General features: G+C 74.3%; 9 protein-coding genes. 6 read left to right on the top strand and 3 right to left on the bottom strand.

Annotation, left to right across the window (positions count from 1 at the left end; genetic code table 11):
• Nucleotides 1-164: 164 nt before the first annotated feature.
• The 3 genes from ACZ6ZR_RS11335 (at nucleotide 165) to ptlI (ending at nucleotide 7,482) form a co-directional block, all read left to right on the top strand.
• Nucleotides 165-4,700: a polymorphic toxin-type HINT domain-containing protein gene (locus tag ACZ6ZR_RS11335; RefSeq protein WP_465641713.1), complete on the top strand. Its 4,536-nt coding sequence runs from the start codon at nucleotides 165-167 to the stop codon at nucleotides 4,698-4,700.
• Nucleotides 4,701-5,029: 329 nt separating this feature from the next.
• Nucleotides 5,030-5,950: a transporter substrate-binding domain-containing protein gene (locus tag ACZ6ZR_RS11330; protein WP_465641711.1), complete on the top strand. Its 921-nt coding sequence runs from the start codon at nucleotides 5,030-5,032 to the stop codon at nucleotides 5,948-5,950.
• Nucleotides 5,951-6,078: 128 nt separating this feature from the next.
• Nucleotides 6,079-7,482: a pentalenene oxygenase gene (gene ptlI, locus ACZ6ZR_RS11325; RefSeq protein WP_465641709.1), complete on the top strand. Its 1,404-nt coding sequence runs from the start codon at nucleotides 6,079-6,081 to the stop codon at nucleotides 7,480-7,482.
• 6 nt (nucleotides 7,483-7,488) lie between these two features.
• Here the strand turns inward: ptlI and ACZ6ZR_RS11320 are convergent, their stop codons facing one another.
• Nucleotides 7,489-7,815, bottom strand: coding sequence for a nuclear transport factor 2 family protein (locus tag ACZ6ZR_RS11320; RefSeq protein WP_465641707.1), 327 nt, complete (start codon nucleotides 7,813-7,815; stop codon nucleotides 7,489-7,491).
• 416 nt (nucleotides 7,816-8,231) lie between these two features.
• On the opposite strand from ACZ6ZR_RS11320, the gene ACZ6ZR_RS11315 reads away from it, so the two are divergent.
• The 3 genes from ACZ6ZR_RS11315 (at nucleotide 8,232) to ACZ6ZR_RS11305 (ending at nucleotide 12,411) form a co-directional block, all read left to right on the top strand.
• Nucleotides 8,232-10,418 carry an MMPL family transporter gene (locus ACZ6ZR_RS11315; RefSeq protein WP_465641705.1) on the top strand — a complete coding sequence of 729 codons (2,187 nt, stop codon included), beginning with the start codon at nucleotides 8,232-8,234 and terminating at the stop codon, nucleotides 10,416-10,418.
• Between the two features lie 95 nt (nucleotides 10,419-10,513).
• Complete coding sequence (locus tag ACZ6ZR_RS11310; RefSeq protein ID WP_465641703.1) at nucleotides 10,514-11,737, top strand: sensor histidine kinase; 1,224 nt, start codon at nucleotides 10,514-10,516, stop codon at nucleotides 11,735-11,737.
• Nucleotides 11,734-12,411 carry a response regulator transcription factor gene (locus ACZ6ZR_RS11305; RefSeq protein ID WP_465641702.1) on the top strand — a complete coding sequence of 226 codons (678 nt, stop codon included), beginning with the start codon at nucleotides 11,734-11,736 and terminating at the stop codon, nucleotides 12,409-12,411. The genes ACZ6ZR_RS11310 and ACZ6ZR_RS11305 overlap by 4 nt, the downstream gene beginning before the upstream one ends.
• Before the next feature lie 121 nt (nucleotides 12,412-12,532).
• On the opposite strand, the gene ACZ6ZR_RS11300 is transcribed toward ACZ6ZR_RS11305, so the two are convergent.
• Together ACZ6ZR_RS11300 and ACZ6ZR_RS11295 are read right to left on the bottom strand one after the other, a co-directional pair.
• On the bottom strand, nucleotides 12,533-17,080 hold the full coding sequence (locus ACZ6ZR_RS11300) for a polymorphic toxin-type HINT domain-containing protein (protein WP_465641700.1): 4,548 nt from the start codon (nucleotides 17,078-17,080) through the stop codon (nucleotides 12,533-12,535).
• A gap of 149 nt (nucleotides 17,081-17,229) precedes the next feature.
• Complete coding sequence (locus tag ACZ6ZR_RS11295) at nucleotides 17,230-19,353, bottom strand: trypsin-like serine protease (protein ID WP_465641698.1); 2,124 nt, start codon at nucleotides 19,351-19,353, stop codon at nucleotides 17,230-17,232.
• Nucleotides 19,354-19,523 lie beyond the last annotated feature (170 nt).

Genomic DNA, 19,523 nt, shown 5'->3' with positions numbered 1-19,523 from the left:
GGCGCCACGCGCGCCGCACCACCGGTTCCGTGGCCGCCGGCCCGGAGGCCGGCGGCGTTCCGGCACCCGCGGGTGCCAGAGGGAGACAGGTTCCAGGACTGATGAGGACCACAGTGCGAGCACGGGGAACACGGTGGCGCGCAGCCGCCGCCGGGTTGCTGACGATGAGTCTGGTGGCGGGGGTGCCGGCGGCCCAGGCCCTGGCCGACACCACGCCGGCCCAGGGCCCGGTCGCCGACCGGGTGGCCGCGGTGGCGGCCTGGAAGGCCGGCGGGCCGCTGGTGCGCCGCGCCGCCGAGACGGCGCTGGCCGGTTCGGACGCCGACGTGACGGCGTTCGTCCTCGGCGGCCGGGCGGCCGCCGAGGAGCAGGACCTGCGGGTCCGGCTGGAGCAGCTGCTGGCGGACGCCGGCCCGGGCGTGCGGGAGGTGGGCCTCAAGGCCCTCGATCCGGCCACCGGTTCGGCCGCCAAGGTGCGGACGGTGCTGGACGGCGGCGCCCGCAAGCAGTACGAGGACGACCAGCGGGTCCGGCTGTCGCAGGTCATGGCGATGGGCGGGCCGGGGGTCAGGGCCGCGGGCAACACGGCCATGAACGGCACCGTCGAGGACGTCAACCACTTCCTGAACGTGGGTCAGTTCAAGGAGCGGGACGACGACGACCGGGTCCGGCTCAGCCAGCTGATGGCGACCGGCGGCCCGGAGGTCAAGAAGGCGGCCGGGGCCGCGCTGGACGGCGGGGTCGAGGACGTCCGGGCCTTCCTGCGCTACGGCTGGCAGACCGCCTCGGCGCACGACCGGGAGACCCTGACGGTCGCTCAGCTCGCCGACGTGGCCGGCAACGCCTCCACCCGGGCGCGCGAGCAGTCCCGGGTCGCCGAGGACGCCGCCAAGCGGGCGATCGACGCCTCGAAGCTGGCCCGGCAGGCGGCCGAGCTGGCCGCCAAGGAGACCAAGCTCGCCCAGGGCGAGGCCGGCAAGGCGGCCAACGCGGCCGGCCGTGCCGCCGACGCCGCGAGCCGTGCCGCCGGCGCCGCCCGGACCGCCTCCTCGGCCGCCTCCGCGGCGAACGAGGCGGCCCAGCAGGCAGCGAACGCGGCGGCCGACGCCTCTGCCGCCTCGACCAAGGCGGGGGACGCCGCCGCGCAGGCCCGTAGCGCCGCCGCCGCGGCGGCCATCAACGAGAAGGACGCCGGCAAGGCCAGGGACGCGGCGGTTGCCGCCCGCAACGCGGCCCGCGACTCCCGGACCTCCGGCGAGGCCGCCGCCTGGGCCGGCCGGGCCGGGCTGCAGGCCGCGGCCGCGGCCAAGGCCGCGGCCGACGCCGGTGACAACGCGACGGCGGCCGCCGACGCGGCCGCCGAGGCGGCCAACCAGTCGGGCGTCGCCACCGACGCCGCCGACCGGGCCCGCCGGGCCGCGGACCGGGCCAGGTCCGCCGCGGCCGAGGCCCGCCGCGCGGCGCGGATGACCGTGAAGATCGCCGAGGAGGCGGCCGACGCCGCCGCCGAGGCACAGCGCGCCGCCAACGCGGCGGCCGGCCACGCCGAAGCGGCGGCAGCCGCCGCCGACGCCGCGGCCGCCCACGCCGGTGAGGCCGCGACCGCGGCCAACACCGCGCAGGCCGCCGCCACCGAGGCCAAGGCCGCGGCCGACACCGCGGCCACGGCCGCCGAGTCGGCGCACAAGCTCACCGACCTCTCCCGTCGCAGCGACGACGAGCGGCTGACGGCGCAGGCCGCGGCCGAGATGGCCATCGCCGAGGAGGCCGCCCGGGCCGAGTCGGAGAAGAACCGCACGGCCGCCTGGGAGGCCGGCAAGACCGTCCAACTCGCCGCCTCCACCGAGCAGTTGCTCACCGAGGCGACGGCCGCCGGGGTCACCCCCGCGGTCGCCCTGGCCAAGGGCCGGCAGGCGGCCGGCCAGCTGCTCACCGCCGGTGGCCCGTGGGCCAAGGCGGCGGCCGAGACCGCGCTGGAGGGCCGGGACAGCGATGTCCTCGCCTTCCTGAACGGCGGCCTGGCCCAGGGGCGCGAACGCGACGACCGGGTCAGCGCCATGACCATCGCCCGGCGCTCGACCAAGCCGGCCGAGCGGCTGGCGGCGGAGACCGCCTCGGTGGGCACCGCCGCGCAGGCCCGCGAGTTCGTGCTCAACGGCGCGTACCCGGGCAAGGACGACGACGACCGGGTGCTGCTGTCGCAGATCATGACGGCGGGCGGCCCGGGCGTGAAGGAGGCCGGCAGCAAGGCGCTGGACGGCGGCATCGCGGCCGTCCGCACCTTCCTGACGGTGGGTCAGTACAAGGCCAGGGACGACGACAACCGCGTCCTGATCTCCCAGGCCATGGCGGCCGGCGGCGGCGAGGTCAAGGCCGCCGCGCAGGCGGCGCTCTCCGGCCCGGCCTCCGGCCTGGTGCCCTTCCTCCAGGTCGGCCTGCCCAAGGCCCAGCAGCGTGACGCCTTCACCAACGCCCACGTCGCCACCGTCAGCTCCTACCTGGCGAGCATCGACGGCTCGGTGGAGACGGCCCGTCAGTACGCGGCCCAGGCCGCGCAGTCCTACGCGCTGGCCCGCAACGCCCAGGCCGAGGCCCAGGGTTACGCGGACAAGGCCACCGCCTCGGCCAAGGAGGCCGACCGCTGGGCGGCCCAGGCCGCCGAGTCCGCCCGCCAGGCCAAGGCCTCCGCCGACCAGGCGGCCGCCTACGCCAAGCAGGCCCAGGCCAGCGCGGCCTCCGCCGACGCGGCGGTCCGCCGGGCCGACGCCTCGGCCAGTGCGGCGGAGGGCTTCGCCGCGCAGGCCAAGAAGTACGCGGACGAGGCGAAGAAGTCCTCGGACGACGCCAAGGCCTCCGCGGCCGCGGCCAAGAAGAGCGCCGAGGAGGCCGAGCAGGCCGCAAAGGAGGCGCGCGAGTTCGTCTGGCAGAAGCAGCAGCAGGAGGCTGCCGAGGGCAAGACGGAGAGCGAGACAGCCACGGTCGACGAGAACGGCCGGGTCTCCTTCGTCGAGGTCCACCAGAAGGAGGGGATGAAGCAGGAGATCGTCCGCGAGGACATGTCCAAGTGCGTCGCCGACGACCCGGGCACCGAGCTCGGCTGGATCTTCAAGTCCGACTCCAAGACCTGGCACAGGAACGGCGCCGGCGTCGAGGTCTGCAACGTCGTGGTGACCGTCAAGGCGAAGGGTGAGATCGAGTACATCCTGCGGACCTGCCCCGAGCCCAACCTCTCCATCGCGGCCTGCCAGGGCAAGTACACCACCTGGGACACCCTGCTCCTGCAGACCCAGCCGATCGACACCGAGTACCAGACCACGGTCGAGCTCACCTACACCGACTACGCGAAGCACTACAAGGTGTCCTGCTCGCAGGGCGTCTGCATGTCGGGCGACAGCTCGCGGCTGCTGCTGCACATGCTGACCGACGACTTCGTGAAGTGCTTCAAGAACTTCGGCTTCAACGGGCCCTGCGCCTGGGCGGCTTCGAACTTCATCCCCTACGGCACCCTGGCCAAGGGCGCGAAGGGCATCGTCGCGTTCCGCTTCGCCCTGGAGGCGGGCGTCGGCATCGAGGAGGCCAAGCTCGCGCTGCAGGCGTCCCTGGAGGGCTACAGCGACGCGGCCAAGCTCAGGTTGCTGAAGACCGCCGACGCGGTCACCTCCTTCCGGCTCTCCCTGAAGGACGGGGCCGGGACCGAGGCGGCGCTCAAGGCGCTGAGGGAGAGCCCCGACGTCGACCGGGCGCTGGTGCGGCAGTTGGAGACGGAGGCCCAGGTCGCCGGAGACGTCCGGACCGTCTGCGAGCTCAACAGCTTCCCGGCCGGTACCACGGTGACTGCCGGTGACGGCACCCGTCGTCCGATCGAGTCGCTGCGGGTGGGTGACGGTCTGCTGTCCGTCGATCCGTCCACCGGGGCCGAGAGCACGCAGACGGTGACCGCCACCTACCGGCACGACACCGTCGAGCTGGTCGACCTGGACGTCGACCAGGTGGGCCGGATCACCAGCACGTCCGGACACCTGCTGTACGTGCAGGGCGTGGGCTGGCGCGAGGCGGGCACCCTGCGGGCCGGTGACGTCCTGGTCGGCCAGAACGGCGCCGCGCACCCGGTGACCGGCACCGGCCGGCGCACCGAGGCCACCGCCGAGACGGTCTACGACCTCACGGTCAGCGGGCCGCACACCTTCTACGTCGGCGCCCGGCAGGCCGGCGGCGCCCAGGTGCTCGCCCACAACTGCTTCAACCTGGCCCGCGACGAGGCGCCGTTCGACCCGCGGGCGCACACGCTCGGCGACCACGTCGCCGCCGGAGCCGGAGGGCGCGCCACTGACGCGGCCGCTCGGCAGATGGCCCTGGACAAGGGCGTCAACGGCGTGTTCACCAACCTGGACGTGGCCAACGCCGCGCTCAAGGACGCGATGCAGAAGGCCAACAAGCGGGTCGCCGACTGGCTGAATCCGGATAAGCCCCCGTACAGCGAGTTCCTGAAGTTCGACATCAACGTCGACGTGAACGTCGGCGGTCAGAGCCTCACCTCGCTGGGCACGTCCTACGTCGCGAACGGAGCCACGACCACGGCGAACGTCGTCACCAGGACGACGGGGACCAAGGTCCGGGTCCAACTCGCCAAGGTCGCCGACCCGAGCCAGCACGGCGGCAAGAAGTGGGTCTGCACCTCGATCTTCCCGATCCTCGGGTAGGTGCGGCCCTGGTGCCGGCTTCCAGCAGCGGCCCGGTGGACATGACGGCGTACGGCCGGAGCGGTCAGCTCCGGCCGTACGCCGTCGGCGTTCCTCCCCGTCCCTGCTCCGGACCGTGGCCGTGACCTGGCGGTGTACGAACCCGGGGGCGGGGTGGCGTGGGCATGATGGTTATCATCGGTCCGGCAGTTCGTCGGACGGCGGTCGACGGACGCGTTCCCGTGGCACCGCCATGCTCGGGAAGGGACCCATCGGCGCGGGGGCCGGACGGGTGCTCGCGGTACGCCCGCCGAAGCCGTGCCCGGCCCCGCACCACGCGATCCGTCGGGATGAACATGAACAAGGGCCTCGCCAGCCGTGGCACCCAAGCCGTCACCACCGCCGTCATCGGCGCCCTGCTGCTCACCGCCTGCGGCACCGGCGGTCCGGGCGAGAAGAAGGCCGGTCTCAAGGAACAGCTGCCCAAGCGGTACCGGGAGGCCGGTGTGATCAAGGTCGGCGCCTCCTTCACCGCCGCCCCGGTCATCTTCAAGGACGGCCAGGGGAAGGCGGACGGCCTGGACGCCGACCTGGCCGCCGCGATGGAGGGGCTGCTCGGCGTGAAGTTCGAGTTCTTCGACGCCGGCGCGTTCGCCAACGTGCTGCCCGGGGTGCTGGAGAAGAAGTTCGACATCGGCATGTCGGGCATCACCGACACCCGTGAGCGCCAGCAGGGCCTGGACAAGAACGGCGCCCAGGTCAACGACGGCGTCGACTTCGTGGACTACTTCATGGCCGGGATCGGCATGGTGGTCAAGGAGAAGAACCCCAAGGGCGTCTCCAGCATCGACGACCTCTGCGGGCACTCGGTGACGGCCAAGAAGGGCACCACCCACAACGACCTGATGGTCCGCCAGCAGAAGGCCTGCGACCACGCCGGCAAGCCGCTCAAGGCGCTGGAGACCGGCTCCGACGACGAGGCCCTGGCCAACGTCCGCAGCGGCGCCGCCGACGTCTACATCACCGACTACCCCAAGGCCCAGTACAACGCGCAGAAGCTCGACGAGGGCCGCACCTTCGACCTGGCCGGGCCGCAGCTGCAGTCCCGCCCGTTCGGCATCGCGGTCCGCAAGGGCGACCAGGAGCTGCGGGACGTGCTGGTCAAGGCGGTCAACACGCTGATCCTGAACGGCACCTACGACGCCGTGCTGCAGAAGCGCCAGCTGGTCGAGGGCGCGATCCAGAACTCGGTGGTCAACGGCAGCCACTGATCCGGCTCCCGGGCCCCTCCCGGACCCCTCCCGGGCTTCACCCGTGCGGCCGACCGGCCGATGTAGTCCTCAGGGCGCGCCGCCGACCGGTGCGGCGCGCCGCGAGGGTGAGGGCGAGGAGGAGCGCGGTGGCACAGCAGACGTTCGAGGTGGGGACGGCACCCGGGGCGGTGCCCGGGCTCGGGCACGTGTGGCAGATGACGCGCAGTCCGGTCCGCTTCATGACCTCGCTGGCCGCCCACGGCGACCTGGTGCGGATCAGGATCGGCCCGTCCACCGCGTACGTGCCGTGCCATCCCGAGCTGCTGCGCCGGGTGCTGACGGGCGACCAGGTCTACGACAAGGGCGGGGTCTTCTACGACCGGGCCCGCGACGTGGCCGGCAACGGCCTGGTCACCTGCCCGTACCGGGACCACCGCCGGCAGCGGCGGCTGATGCAGAGCGCCTTCACCCGGCCGCAGCTGCGGCACTACGCCGGGGCGATGCGGGCCGAGATCGAGGCCACCACGGCGGGCTGGCGGGACGGCCAGGTGGTCGACGCCTTCCCGGAGTTCTACGGTCTGGCGCTGCGGGTGGTGGCCCGGACGCTCTGGTCCACGGCGCTCGGACCGGAGGTCACCCGCGGGGTGGAGCGGGCCTTCGACACGGTGCTGAACGGGCTGTTCCGCCAGATGTTCCTGCCCGGGCCGCTGCGCCGCCTGCCGACCCCGGCCAACCGCCGCTACCGCGCGGCGCTGCGGCACCTGCACGAGGTGACGCAGCGTCTGATCGCCGGGTACGGCGGACGGCCGGAGGCGGCGGCGGGGGAGCTGGACCTGCTCGGCGCCCTGCTGGCGGCCCGGGACGAGGACGGCGGACGGCTGACCGAGGCCGAGGTGCACGACCAGGTGATCACCGTGATGGCGGCGGGCACCGAGACGGTGGCCGCTACCCTGGCCTGGGTCTTCCACCGGCTGGCCCAACACCCTTCGGTGGCCGAGGAGTTGTACCGGGAGATCGACACCGTGCTGGGCGGCCGCGCGGCGGCCTGGGAGGACCTCCCGGCCCTCGCGCTGACCGACCGGGTGATCACCGAGACCCTCCGCCTCCACCCGCCCGGCTGGCTGTTCACCCGCCTGACCACCACCGACACCGAGCTGGCCGGAGTGCCGCTGCCGGCCGGCTCCACCCTGGTGTTCAGCCCCGCCGCCGTGGCCCGCGACCCGGAGGCCTTCCCGCACCCGCACGAGTTCCGCCCCGACCGCTGGCTCCCGGAGGAGGAGTCCCCGGCCGCCCGTCAGGCCTTCACCGCCTTCGGCACCGGAGCCCGCAAGTGCCTCGGCGACCTCTTCGCCCGCACCGAGGCCACCCTGGCCCTGGCCACCGTGCTCGCCCGCTGGCGCCCCGACCCCGAACAGGACACCGACACCCGCGCCGTCCCCCTCGCCACCGTCTACCGCCCGAGGCGCCTACGCCTACGCCTGACGGCCCGTCCGCCGGCCCCGGCCGAGGCCCCCGCGTACGGAAGCACGGAGGGAGCGCTCGGGGCGTAGCCGGCGTCAGCCGAGGAAGTCGACGCGGTCGATGAGGCCGGCGCGGACGCGGTAGGCGACCAGGACGCGGACGGGGTCGGCGGCCACGCCGTGGGCGAGTTCGTGGTCGACCACCCAGTCGCCCTCGGTGAGGCGGCCGAGGATCTCGGCGCGGCAGCGGCCGGCCGCGAACTGGCCGGTGTAGACGTCCCGCAGGGCCTGGCGGCCGCGCAGCTGGTCGCCGCCGCGCCGGTTGACGACGACGTCCTCGGCGTAGGTGGCGGCGAAGGCGTCGATGTCGTGGGCGTTGTAGGCGGCGAGCTGACGCTCCACCACTTCCTGGGGGTCGGTCACGGGGCGGCCTTCCGGTCCGGGGGGATGATCACGCCAGCCTAGTGTCGTGCCCGGCAAGGTTTGCCCCGTCGCGCCGCCCGGCACGCACTCTCGCCGCACCGGCCAAAAGCCCGGGTAGCTCCGCTACGACGGGCCTTCGCCCGGCACGCCGATAGCACGCACCGAACGACGCGACGGGGCAAACCTTGCCGGGCACGGCACTAGGGAGGAGACGGGTTCCTCCGGAAGTACCGGGTGGTGGCCGGGGGTGTACTGCGGACGCAGTACGGCAGCGGCCTGCGCAGGGACGACGACGGGGGAGGGGGTGGGCGCGAAGGATGGGGGACGCTGCGGGCGGGCTGTACCGGGAACGGTGACGGGCCGCTCGTGAGGCGTTCCGAGATCCGTGCACCGACCCCGAAGGAGGCCGCACTTCCGTGGCCACGTTCCTGTACCGCCTGGGCCGCTGGGCCTTCGACCGGCGCAAGTGGGTGACGCTGATCTGGGTCGCCGTGCTGGCCGTGGCCGGGGTCCTCGCGGCCAAGGCGCCCGCAGCGCCCGACGACGGCTTCTCGATGCCCGGCACGGAGGCGCAGCAGGCCTTCGACCTGATGAACGAGCGCTTCCCCGGCGGCCACGCGGACGGTGCCCAGGCCCGGCTGGTGTTCGTCGCGCCGGACGGTCAGAAGATCACCGCCGGGCCGGCCAAGGAGGCCGTGGAGCGGACGGTCGGCGAGCTGGCCCACGCCGAGCAGGTGACCGGTGCGGTCGACCCGTTCCAGGCCAGGACCGTCTCCCAGGACGGCACCACCGCCTACGCCACCGTCAGCTACTCGGCCAAGGCGGGCGAGCTGTCGAAGGGTGCCACCGGCGCGCTGGAGGCGGCGGCCCAGCACGGCCGGGACGCCGGGCTGAAGGTCGAGGTCGGCGGTACCGCGCTGATGGCCAAGGGCGAGGCCGGCGGCAGCAGCGAGGCGATCGGCATGGCGCTCTCCGCGGTCGTGCTGGTGATCACCTTCGGCTCGCTGCTGGCGGCCGGGCTGCCGCTGCTCACCGCGCTGGTCGGGGTCGGCCTCGGCATGGCGCTGATCACCGCGCTGGGCAGCCTGCTCGGGCTGTCCGGCACCACCGGGACGCTGGCGATGATGCTGGGCCTGGCGGTCGGCATCGACTACGCGATGTTCATCGTCTCCCGCCACCGGGCCGAGCTGGCCGAGGGCCGCGACCTGCGCGAGGCGGCCGGGCGGGCGGTCGGGACGGCCGGTTCGGCGGTGGTGTTCGCCGGGCTGACGGTGGTGATCGCGCTGGCCGGGCTCTCCGTGGTGAACATCCCGATGCTCTCCAAGATGGGCCTGGCCGCCGCCGGGACGGTGGTGCTGGCGGTGCTGGTCGCGCTGACCCTGGTGCCCGCGCTGCTCGGCTTCCTCGGCCACCGGGTGCTGCCGCGCAAGGTCCGCAAGGGCGTGGCGAAGACGGGCGACAACGGTGGCGCGCGCTGGGCCGGGTTCGTGCTGCGGCGCCCGCTCGCGGTGCTGCTCGGCGGCGTGATCGGCCTCGGCGTGCTCGCGGCCCCCGCGCTCGACCTGCGGATGGGCCTGCCGGGCGACGAGTCCAAGCCGGTCTCCACCACCCAGCGCCGCGCCTACGACCTGCTCTCCGAGGGCTTCGGCCCCGGCTTCAACGGCCCGCTCACCGTGCTGGTCGACGCCAAGGGCGCGCCCGACCCGAAGGCCGCCGCCGAGAAGGTGGCGAAGACCGTCGCCGGGCTGCCCGGCGTGGCCGCGGTCGCCCCGCCGGTGTTCAACCCGGCCGGTGACACCGCGCTGGTCAACGCCGTACCGAAGACCGGCCCGGCGGAGGAGCGGACCAAGGACCTGGTCAACGCCATCCGCGGCCACGCGGCCGGGCTGAAGTCCGAGACCGGGGCGACCGTCCTGGTCAGCGGCACCACCGCGATGAACATCGACGTCTCGCAGAAGCTCTCCGACGCCCTGCCGGTGTACCTCGCCGTGGTGGTCGGCCTGGCGGTGCTGCTGCTCCTGCTGGTGTTCCGCTCGGTGCTGGTCCCGCTGAAGGCGGCGCTCGGCTTCCTGCTCTCGGTGGCCGCCGCGCTCGGCGCCGTGGTCGCGGTCTTCCAGTGGGGCTGGCTGGCCGACCTGATCGGGGTCGAGCAGACCGGCCCGGTGATGAGCATGATGCCGATCTTCCTGGTCGGCGTGGTCTTCGGCCTGGCCATGGACTACGAGGTCTTCCTGGTGACCCGGATCCGGGAGGGCTACGTGCACGGGGAGAGCCCGAAGGAGGCCATCGTCACCGGCTTCCGGCACAACGCCCGGGTGGTCACCGCCGCGGCCTTCATCATGATCGCGGTCTTCGCCGGGTTCATCGGGATGAGCGAGCCGATGATCAAGATGATGGGTCTCGGCCTGGCCGCGGCCGTCGCCTTCGACGCCTTCGTGGTCCGGATGACCATCGTCCCGGCGGTGCTCGCCCTGCTCGGCCGCCGCGCCTGGTGGCTGCCGCGCGGCCTCGACCGGGTGCTCCCGGACGTGGACGTGGAGGGCAGCAAGCTGGTCGCCGCCACCCCCGAGCCGATCGAGGAACGCGAGCCCGCCCGCGTCTGACCCCCCGAAACGCCCTCGCCCCCGGACCTCGTGCCGGGGGCGTAGGGCTACCGTTGGCAGCCAGGACCACCCCTTCCGACCGGAGCGCGATACCCGTGAGCGACCTGTGGCAGCGCCTGCGCCGCGACCACCCCCGGCTGCTCGACGCCGTCGGCGGCGCCACCCTGGTCGGTGTCATGGTGCTGGGCCTGACGGTGGATCAGCACGGCGGCCGGTACGAGACCCCGGGCGCCGGCACCGTGGCCGTCGCCGCGGTCTCCACCGCCGCCGTCTTCCTGCACCGCCGGTACCCGCGCGCGGTGGTCGTGGTCACCCTGCTCTGCACCACCTTCCTGACCGCCACCAGCACCAAGCTCACCCCGGCCATGGCCACCCCGCTGCTGCTGGCGCTGTACTTCCTCGCCGTCCGCACCGACCGCACCACCGCGCTGCGCGCCTCGCTGGTCACCGCCGCCCTGCTCACCGGCATCACCCTGGCCTACGGCCCTGGCGGCCCGATCGCCGAACGCCTCGGCGTGCTCGCCTGGTCCCTGCTGCCCGGCGCCATCGGCGACTCCATCCGCAACCGCCGCGCCCACCTCACCGCCATCGAGGAACGCGCCGAACGGGCCGAGCGCACCCGCGAGGAGGAGGCCCGCCGCCGGGTCGCCGACGAACGCGTCCGGATCGCCCGCGACCTGCACGACGTGGTCGCCCACCACATCGCCCTCGCCAACGCGCAGGCCGGCATCGCCGTCCACCTGATGGACCGTCACCCCGACCGGGCCCGCGAGGTGCTCAGTCACCTCACCGACGCGACCGGCTCCGCCCTCCAGGAGCTGCGCGCCACCGTCGGGCTGCTGCGTGCCACCGAGGAACCCGCCCCGCTGGAACCCGCCCCCGGCCTCGACCGGCTCCCCGACCTCCTGCAGACCTTCGAACGGGCCGGCCTCCCCGTCCGGCTCACCGTCGAGGGCGAGGCCCGGCCGCTCTCCCCGGGAATCGACCTGACGGCGTACCGGATCCTCCAGGAGTCGCTGACCAACGCCGCCAAGCACGCCCGCGGCGCCGAGGCCCGGATCACCCTCACCTGGAGCGGCAGCCGCCTCGCCCTCACCGTCGCCAACGGCCGCCCCGCCCCCGGCGGCCGCGCCGCGCTGCCCGGCACCGCGGCCGGCTCCGGCGGCTTCGGTCTGATCGGCATGCAGGAGCGGGCCGCGGCCGTCGGCGGCCGGCTCACCGCCGGGCGCCGCCCGGACGGCGGCTTCCTGGTCACCGCCGAACTGCCTTTGCGCACCGGCAACTTGACCGCCCTGGATGAAGAGGACGCCCCCGCATGACCATCCGCGTGCTGCTCGCCGACGACCAGGCCCTGCTCCGCGGCGCCTTCCGGATGCTGATCGACTCCGAGGAGGACATGGAGGTGGTCGGCGAGGCCGCCGACGGCCGACAGGCGGTCGAACTCACCCGCGCCACCAAGCCGGACCTGGTCCTGATGGACATCCGGATGCCCGGCTCCGACGGGCTCGGCGCGACCGCCGAGATCTGCGCCGACCCCTCGCTCGCCGGTACCCGGGTGCTCATCCTCACCACCTTCGAGGAGGACGAGTACGTCGCCCAGGCGCTGCGCGCCGGGGCCGGCGGCTTCCTCGGCAAGGGCGCCGCACCGGCCGAACTCCTCGCCGCCGTCCGCACGGTGGCCGCCGGCGAGGCCCTGCTCTCACCCGCCGCCACCCGTGCCGTGATCGACCGCCTGCTCGCCCAGCCGGGCCCGGCCCCGGCCGCCGTCCCGTCCGAACGGCTCGCCGTGCTGACCGCCCGCGAACGCGAGGTGATGGCGATGGCCGCCACCGGCCTCACCAACGAGGAGATCGCCGAACGGATGGTGGTCAGCCCCTTCACCGTCCGCACCCACGTCCACCGCGCCATGGCCAAGCTCGACGCCCGCGACCGCGCCCAACTCGTCGCCATCGCCTACCGGTCGGGCCTGGTACCGCCCAACGGCCCGGCCTGACGGGACGCCGCGCAACGGGAACGGCGTACGGCCGGAGCCGGCTGCTCCGGCCGTACGCCGTCGAGTGGGGTGGACTGCTGTCAGCCTGTCAGGTACCGGTGGTCCGGTACCTCGGCCGCGCCTAGACCGGGTAGATCGAGGTGCAGATCCACTGCTTGCCGCCGTGCTGGGCCGGGTCGGCCACCTTGGCCAGCCGGACCTTGACCCGCGAGCCCGTGTCCCGGATGGTGACGTCCGCGGTGTTCGGGCCGTTGGCCTTGTAGGCCTTGCCCAGCGAGGTGATGTCCTGGCCGTCGATCTTCACGTTGACGTCGATCTCGAATTCCAGGAACTCGTCGTACGGGGGCTTTTTGGGGTTCAGCCACTTGGAGATCCGCGGGTTGGCCTTCTGCATCGCGTCCCTCAGGGCGGCGTTGGCGTACTCCACCTTGGTGAACACGCCGTTGGCGCCCTTGTCCACGGCCATCTGCCGGGCGGCGGCCTCGGTGGCACTCCCCCCGGCACCGGAGGCGACGTGGTCGCGGAGCGTGTGCGCCCGCGGGTCGAACGGCGCCTCGTCGCGGACCAGGTTGAAGCAGTTGTGGGCGAGCACCTGGGCGCCGTCGGCCTGCCGGCCGCCGACGTAGAAGGTGTGCGGCCCGTCCACCGTGAGGTCGTAGACCGTCTCGGCGGCGGCCTCGGCGCGGCGACCGGTGCCGGTGACCGCGTGCGCGGCGCCGTCCTGGCCGACCAGCACGTCACCGACGAGCAGCGTGCCCGCCTCCCGCCAGCCCGTGCCCTCGACGTACAGCAGGTGCCCGGCGGTGCTGGTGAGCCGGCCGACCCGGTCGACGTCCAGGTCGACCAGCTGCACGGTGTCGTGCCGGTAGACCGCCGTCACGCTCTGGGCGCTCTCGGCCCCGGTGGACGGATCGGTGGACAGCACCCGGTCACCCACCCGCACGGCCTCGATCGCCCGGCGGGTGCCGTCACCGGCGACCACCGTGGTGCCGGCCGGGAAGCTGTTGAGCTCGCAGACCGTCCGCACCTCCTCGGCCAGGCCGGCCTCGGTCTCCAACTGCCGGACCAGCGCCCGGTCGACGTTGCGGTCCTCCTTCAGCGCCTTGAGCGCGGCCGCGGTCCCGACCCCGTCCTTGAACGAGTTGCGCAGTGCGGCGATGTTGTCCGCGGCCTTCAGCAGCCCGAGCTTGGCCGCTTCGCTGTAGCCGTCCAGCGCGGCCTGCAGGGCGAGCTTGGCCTGGCCGAGCTCGACGCCTGCCTCCAGGGCGAAGCGGAAGGCGACGACGCCCTTGACGCCCTTGAAGAGGGTGCCGTACGGGATGAAGTTCGAAGCCGCCCAGGCGCAGTCGGCGTTGAAGCCGAAGTTCTTCGCGCACTTGATGAAGTCGCCGGCGAGCAGCTGGAGCATGATCTTGTTGCTGTCGCCGCTACCGCAGACCGGTGCGCCGCCCTGGGCGCTGCAGTACGTCTTGAAGTGCTTGGCGTAGTCGGTGTAGGGCAGTTCGACGGAGGTCTCGTACTGGGTGTTCTCGTAGGTCTTGGTGTCGATGACCAAGGTTTCCCAGACGCTGTACTTGCCTTGGCAGGCCGCGATCGAGAGGTTGGCCTCCGGGCAGGTCTTCAGGACGTAGTCGACGGTGCCGGTGACCTTGACGGTGGTCTTGACGTCGCAGACCTCGACCCCGGCGGCGTTCTTGTGCCAGGTCTTGGAATTCGCGTGGATCAGCCAGCCGGTCTCGGTGCCCTTGTCCTCGAGGATGCACTTGGACATGTCTTGGCGGACGATCTCCTGCTTGAGGTCGTCGCGCTGGACCACCTCGATGAAGGAGACCCGGCCGCTGTCGTCGACGACGGAGGTCTCGCTCTGCAGCTTGCCGTCGGCGCTGTCGTCCTGCTGCTTGGTGAAGACCAGCTGGGCGGCTTCGCGGGCGGCGGCCTCGGCCTCGTCCCGGCTCTTGCCGGCGGCGGTGGCGGAGGCGCGTGCCTGGGTGGCGGAGGCCTGGGCCTCGGAGGCGTACCGCTTGGCGTCGCGCTCGAAGCCGGCGGCCGCGGTGGCCGAGAGGTCGGCGCTGCGGGCGGCGGCGTCGGCGGAGGCGGCGGAGGTGCGGGCCTGCTTGGCGTAGGCGGCGGCCTGGTCGGCGGAGGCCTGGGCCTGGCGGGCCGATTCGGCGGCCTTGGCGGCCCAGTCGGCGGCCTGGGCGGCGGAGGCCTGGGCCTGGTTGGCGTAGCCGGCGGCCTCGTTGGCGGCGCCGCGGGCGGTGGCGTAGGAGCGGGCGGCCTCGGCGGCGTACCGGCGGGCGGTGGCCACGTTGCCGTCGATGGTGGCGAGGTAGGAGTTGACGGTGGCGACGTGGGCGGCGGTGAAGGCGTCGCGCTGCTGGGCCTTGGGGAGGCCGGTCTGCAGGAACGGCACCAGACCGGAGGCCGGACCGGCCAGGGCGACCTGGGCGGCGGCCTGGACCTCGGGGCCGCCGGCGGCGAGCGCCTGGGTGACCAGGACGCGGTTGTCGTGCTCGCGCGCGGAGAACTGACCGGCCGTCAGGAAGGCCCGGACGTCGGCGTGGGTGCCGGCCATGGCCTTGTTGGCGGCCTCCTGGACGCCGGGGCCGCCGGCGCTCTGGATCTGGGAGAGCAGCACGCGGTCGTCGTGCTCCTGGCCGGGGTAGGCGCCGGTGGTGAGGAAGGACCGCACCTCGGTGACGGTGCCGACCGAGGCGGTGTCCGCGGCGAGCCGCTGCTCCAGCTTGGTCGAGCCCTGGGCGATCGCGGTGACGGCTGACCGGTCGTCACGTTCCCTGGCCAGGGCGAGTCCGCTGCTCAGGAAGGCGAGGACGTCGGCCTCGGTGCCCTCGAGCGCGTTCTGCGAGGAGAACTTGACCCACGGCCCGCCGGCCTCCATCAGCCGGACGGCGGCCTGCCGGCCCTTGGTCACGGCGACCGCCTGCGGAACGCCGGCCGCGGTGGCCTCGGTGAGCAGGCGCTCGGTGTCGGCGGCCAGCGCGGTGACCTTGCCGGCCTCCCAGGCCGCCTGCTTGGCCTTGCGGTCCTCGTCCCGGGCGGCCTGCTGGGCGGCGGCGAACTGCGCGGCCTGCTGGGCGTCCAGACGCTCCTTGTCGGAGGCACGGGCGATGTCGGTGATCTTGTGGGCCTGGGTGGCGGAGCTCGCCGCCGAGTCGGCCGCCGCGGAGGCGGCCGCAGAGGCTGCCTGGGCGGTGCTCGCGGCCGTGGCCGCCTCGCCGGCGTGCTGGGCGGCGGCTTCGGCCGCCGCCGCCGCGGCCTCGGCGTGGGCGGCCGAGGCGTTGGCCGCGCGCTGGGCGTCGGCCGCCGCGGCGGCCGCCTCCCCGGCGATGCGGACGGTGGCGTCGGCGGCCCGCCGGGCCTCGGCGGCGGCGGCCTTGGCGGCCGCGGCCTCCTGCCGGGCCCGCTCGGCGGCCTCGCTGGTGACGCCGGACTGGTTGGCCGCGTCGAGGGCGGCCGCGGCCGCGGCGTCGGCGTTGTCGCCCGCGGACTTCGCCGCCTGGGCGGCGAGAACGGCCTGCTTGCCGGCCCGCTCGGCCCACTGGCTCGCCTCGCCGGCGCTGCGGGCGTCGGCGGCCGCGTTGCGGGCGGCCACGGCCGCGTCCCGCGCGGCGGCGGCCTTGCCGGCGTCGCCCGCGGCCTCGGTGGCCGCGTTGGCGGCCCGGGTCGCGGCCTGGCCCGCGAGGGCGGAGGCGGCGGCCGCGTCGGCGGCGGCGTTCGCGGCCTGCCGGGCGGCCTCGTTGGCCGCGGCGGCCGCGCCGGAGGCGGTCCGCGCGGCCTTGGCGGCCCGGCCGGCGGCGTCGGACGCGCGCCCGGCGGCGTTGGAGGCCTTGGCGGCGTCGCCCTGCGCCGCCTTGGTCTCGGCGGCGGCGCGCTCGGAGGCCTGCTTGGCCAGTGCCGTGGCCTCCACTGCCTTGGACGCGGCGTTCTTGGCGGTGGTGGCCTGCTCGCCGGCCTGGGTGGCGGCGTTCCTGGTCAGGTCGGCCAACTGGGCGACCGTCAGGGTCTCCTGGTCGTGCGCCGCGGCGGTCTGGTAGCCGTAGCGCAGGAAGTCCCGGACGTCCTCGACCGTGCCGGCCATCGCGGTGCCGGCGGCCTTGCGGACCTCGGGCCCGCCGGAGGCCTGGAGCTGGCTCAGCTTGACCCGGTCGTCGTGCTCACGCGGGCCGAACTGGCCGGTGTTGAGAAAGGCGGTCACGTCGGTGACCGTCCCGGCCATGGCCTTGTTGGCGGCGTCCTGGACGCCCGGCCCGCCGACGTACTGGATCTGCGAGAGCAGGACCCGCTGGTCGTGCTCGTACGGGGCCTTGAAGCCGGTGTCGGCGAAGGCCTTCAGGGCGGCCGGTGTGCCGGTGGCGAGGGCGGTGGTGGCCGCCTGCCGGACCCCGGGGCCGGAGACGGCGACCAGTTCCTCGATCCGGGTGCGCAGGTCCTGGTCCTCGGCGGCCGTGCGGCCGCCGGCCAGGAACGCCGCGACGTCCGCGTCGGAGCCGGCGAGCGCGAGCTCGGCTGCTCGGCGGACGGCCGGGCCGCCCGCCTCCCAGGCGTCGATCGCGGCCACCCGGTCGGGGGAGGGGCCGGTGGCGGGCGCGGTGTCGGCCGAGGCCGGGAGCGCGGGCAGGCCGGCCAGCAGGGCGCTGACCGCCAGCATCGCGGCTCCGCGCCGCAGTGGTGTCCAACTGCTTCTTCTCATGGGTGTGCTGACGTCCGATCAGGAGGGCTCCGCCCGCGTCGGGCCGTGGTGTTCGGACCACGGTGGCCGGAGCGGGCGGAGCAGGACGGAAGGAGGGTGGTGGTCCGTCAGCCGACGGAGGGGCCACCGGTGAAGCGGGTCCAGCCGGAGCCCTGCGGGTCGTACGACCAGAGGGTGTTGCGGCTGTCGCGGGTGTAGCTGACCAGGTGGCTCGACGGGGCGACCACGGTCTGCGGGACGGTGTCACCGGCCAGCGGGGTCCCGGCCGGGGTGAGCGCGACCTGGGTGAAGGCGCCGGTGCTGAACTCCAGTGAGTTCAGCCGGTAGTCGGGCCCGTTGACGTGGACCACCACGCGGCCGCGCGCCGTGTCCACGACGGCGACCGGGTCGGTCGCGGCCATCGGCCCGTGGTCGCGCCAGCCGGCCCCGAACGGGTCGACCGACCAGAGGTGGTGGGCGGTGTCGCGGATGAAGGTGGTGAAGTGGCCGTTGACCGGGTCGACCACGGTGGACGGGACCGCGTCCGAGGCCATCACGGTGCCCGAGGCCGTCGGGACGAACTCGACCCGGCGGTTGCTCCGGCGGTCGATCGAGTTGAGCTTGTGGTCCGGGCCGTTGACGTACACGACGACGTGGCCGTCGTTCGGGTTGACCACCGGGACGGGGTCCGCCGCCGCGAGCGGTCCGAAGTCGTACCAGCCCTCGCCCTGGGGGTCGACCGACCAGAGGTGGTGCGCGGTGTCGCGGACGAAGGTCACCAGGTGGCCGGTGGCCGGGTCGACGATCGTGTGCGGGACGGCGTCGGCGCCCATCGCCGTGCCGGCCGGGGTGAGGACGAACTCGGTCCACTTGGCGGCGGTCAGGTCGTACGACCAGAGCTTGTGGTCCGGGCCGTTGACGTGGACCATGACGTGCCGGTTGGCCGGATCGACGACCGCGGTCGGCGGAGCGGCGGCGTAGGGGCCGAGGTCGTGCCAGCCGTCGCCCTGCGGGTCGGCGTACCAGAGGTGGTTGGCGCTGTCCTGCACGAAGGTGAGCGGGCGTCCGGTCGCGGGGTCGGCGAGGGTGAAGGGGGAGCCCTTCACCTGGGTGCCCGACGGTGCGTCACGCCGCGTGCGGTCGATCCACGCGCCGAGGTCGTCCGTCCGGGCGCTCTGGACGCCGGTGCGGGTCTCGCCCGCCGGGGCCGCCAGGCAACCGCCTTGCCAGGAACGGGAGATGACGCCCACCACCTCGGTGGTGCCGTTGCGGTCGGCCAGCAGCGGGGCGCCCGCGTCGCCGGTGCAGACCGGGGCCGAGCCGGCGGCCGGGGAGCTGTCCAGGCCGGTGGCGCCGACCGCCCCGACGGTCTGGGTGGTGGTGCGGGGCGTGGCCGGCCACCAGTCGGTGCCCCGGCGGCCGTACCCGGCGACCTTCACGGTCGCCCCGCTCGCGGCGGCCGCGGTGGCGACCTTCGCCGGGGTGACGCCCTGGACCGGGGTGGCGAGCCGGACCAGGGCGGCGTCGCGGTCGGCGCGCGGGACGACCTCGGCTATCGCCGTGGTGGTGCCGCCGAGGGTGAGGGTGCTCGGGGCGGCCGGGGCACCGGAGCCGAGCGTGGCGGGGTCGTCCGTGAAGCAGCCCGCGGAGGTGAGCGCCCACCGCGGGTCGACCAGGGTCGCGGTGCAGCCCCGCGCGCCCGCCCGGCCGGCCTGGCCGACGGTGATCCTCCCGACGGTGGGGAACTCCGGGGTCGGGGCGGTGGTGGCGGGGCCGTCGGAGGTGACCAGCTCCAGCAGCGTGGTGCCGTCGGCGGAGGTTCCCTCGCCCACGGGCTGGTAGAGGTTCCTCGGAATGTCCGCCGTGCTGGTGACCCCGTTGGTCCGGAGGGTCGCCTTGGTCAGGTGGCCGTCGCCCTTGATGTTGTAGGTCTTCGGGATCTCGACGGCCAGGTAGCCCGACGGGCCGGACGCCCGGAAGCAGACGCTGTAGGGCGCCGGGTCGAAGGTGCGGCTGTAGACCTCGAGCAGGCTCTCGCCGGAGAGGCAGTCGGTGGTGACGCGGATGTTCCCGTCACCCGACTTCACCGTCACCCGCTGTTCGGCGAGGACCTTGGCGGCGTCGGGGTAGGCGAAGCCCTCCACCGCGAGCGGCGGTGGCGGGGTGTCGGCGGCGGCGGGCACCGAGACGGCCACCCCGGGGAGGGTGAGCGTGGCGGCCAGCAGCCAGGCGGATCTGCGAATCCTGTGCACAGTGACTCCGAATCAGGACGTGCGTGCGGGGGCACCCGAGGTGCCGGTCGGTGAGGAGGGGGTTCGGGTCACGGCAGCTGGATGGCGTTCCAGTCCCAGCTGTTGGCGGGGATGGTGGTGGGGCTGGCGGTGAAGGGTTGGATCTTGCCGTCGGTGGCGGCGAGGCCGGT

The sequence above is a fragment of the Kitasatospora sp. NPDC088742 genome, from assembly GCF_055584905.1.
Note: the sequence above shows the minus strand (reverse complement) of the source record. Positions and strands in the feature narration are given on the sequence as shown.

What these genes read in the sequence shown, in the direction of transcription:
- ACZ6ZR_RS11335 (WP_465641713.1), top strand. Translation starts at nt 165, where the DNA reads ATGAGTCTGGTGGCGGGGGTGCCGGCGGCCCAGGCCCTGGCCGACACC.
- ACZ6ZR_RS11330 (WP_465641711.1), top strand. Translation starts at nt 5,030, where the DNA reads ATGAACATGAACAAGGGCCTCGCCAGCCGTGGCACCCAAGCCGTCACC.
- ACZ6ZR_RS11305 (WP_465641702.1), top strand. Translation starts at nt 11,734, where the DNA reads ATGACCATCCGCGTGCTGCTCGCCGACGACCAGGCCCTGCTCCGCGGC.
- ACZ6ZR_RS11300 (WP_465641700.1), bottom strand. Translation starts at nt 17,080, where the DNA reads ATGCTGGCGGTCAGCGCCCTGCTGGCCGGCCTGCCCGCGCTCCCGGCC.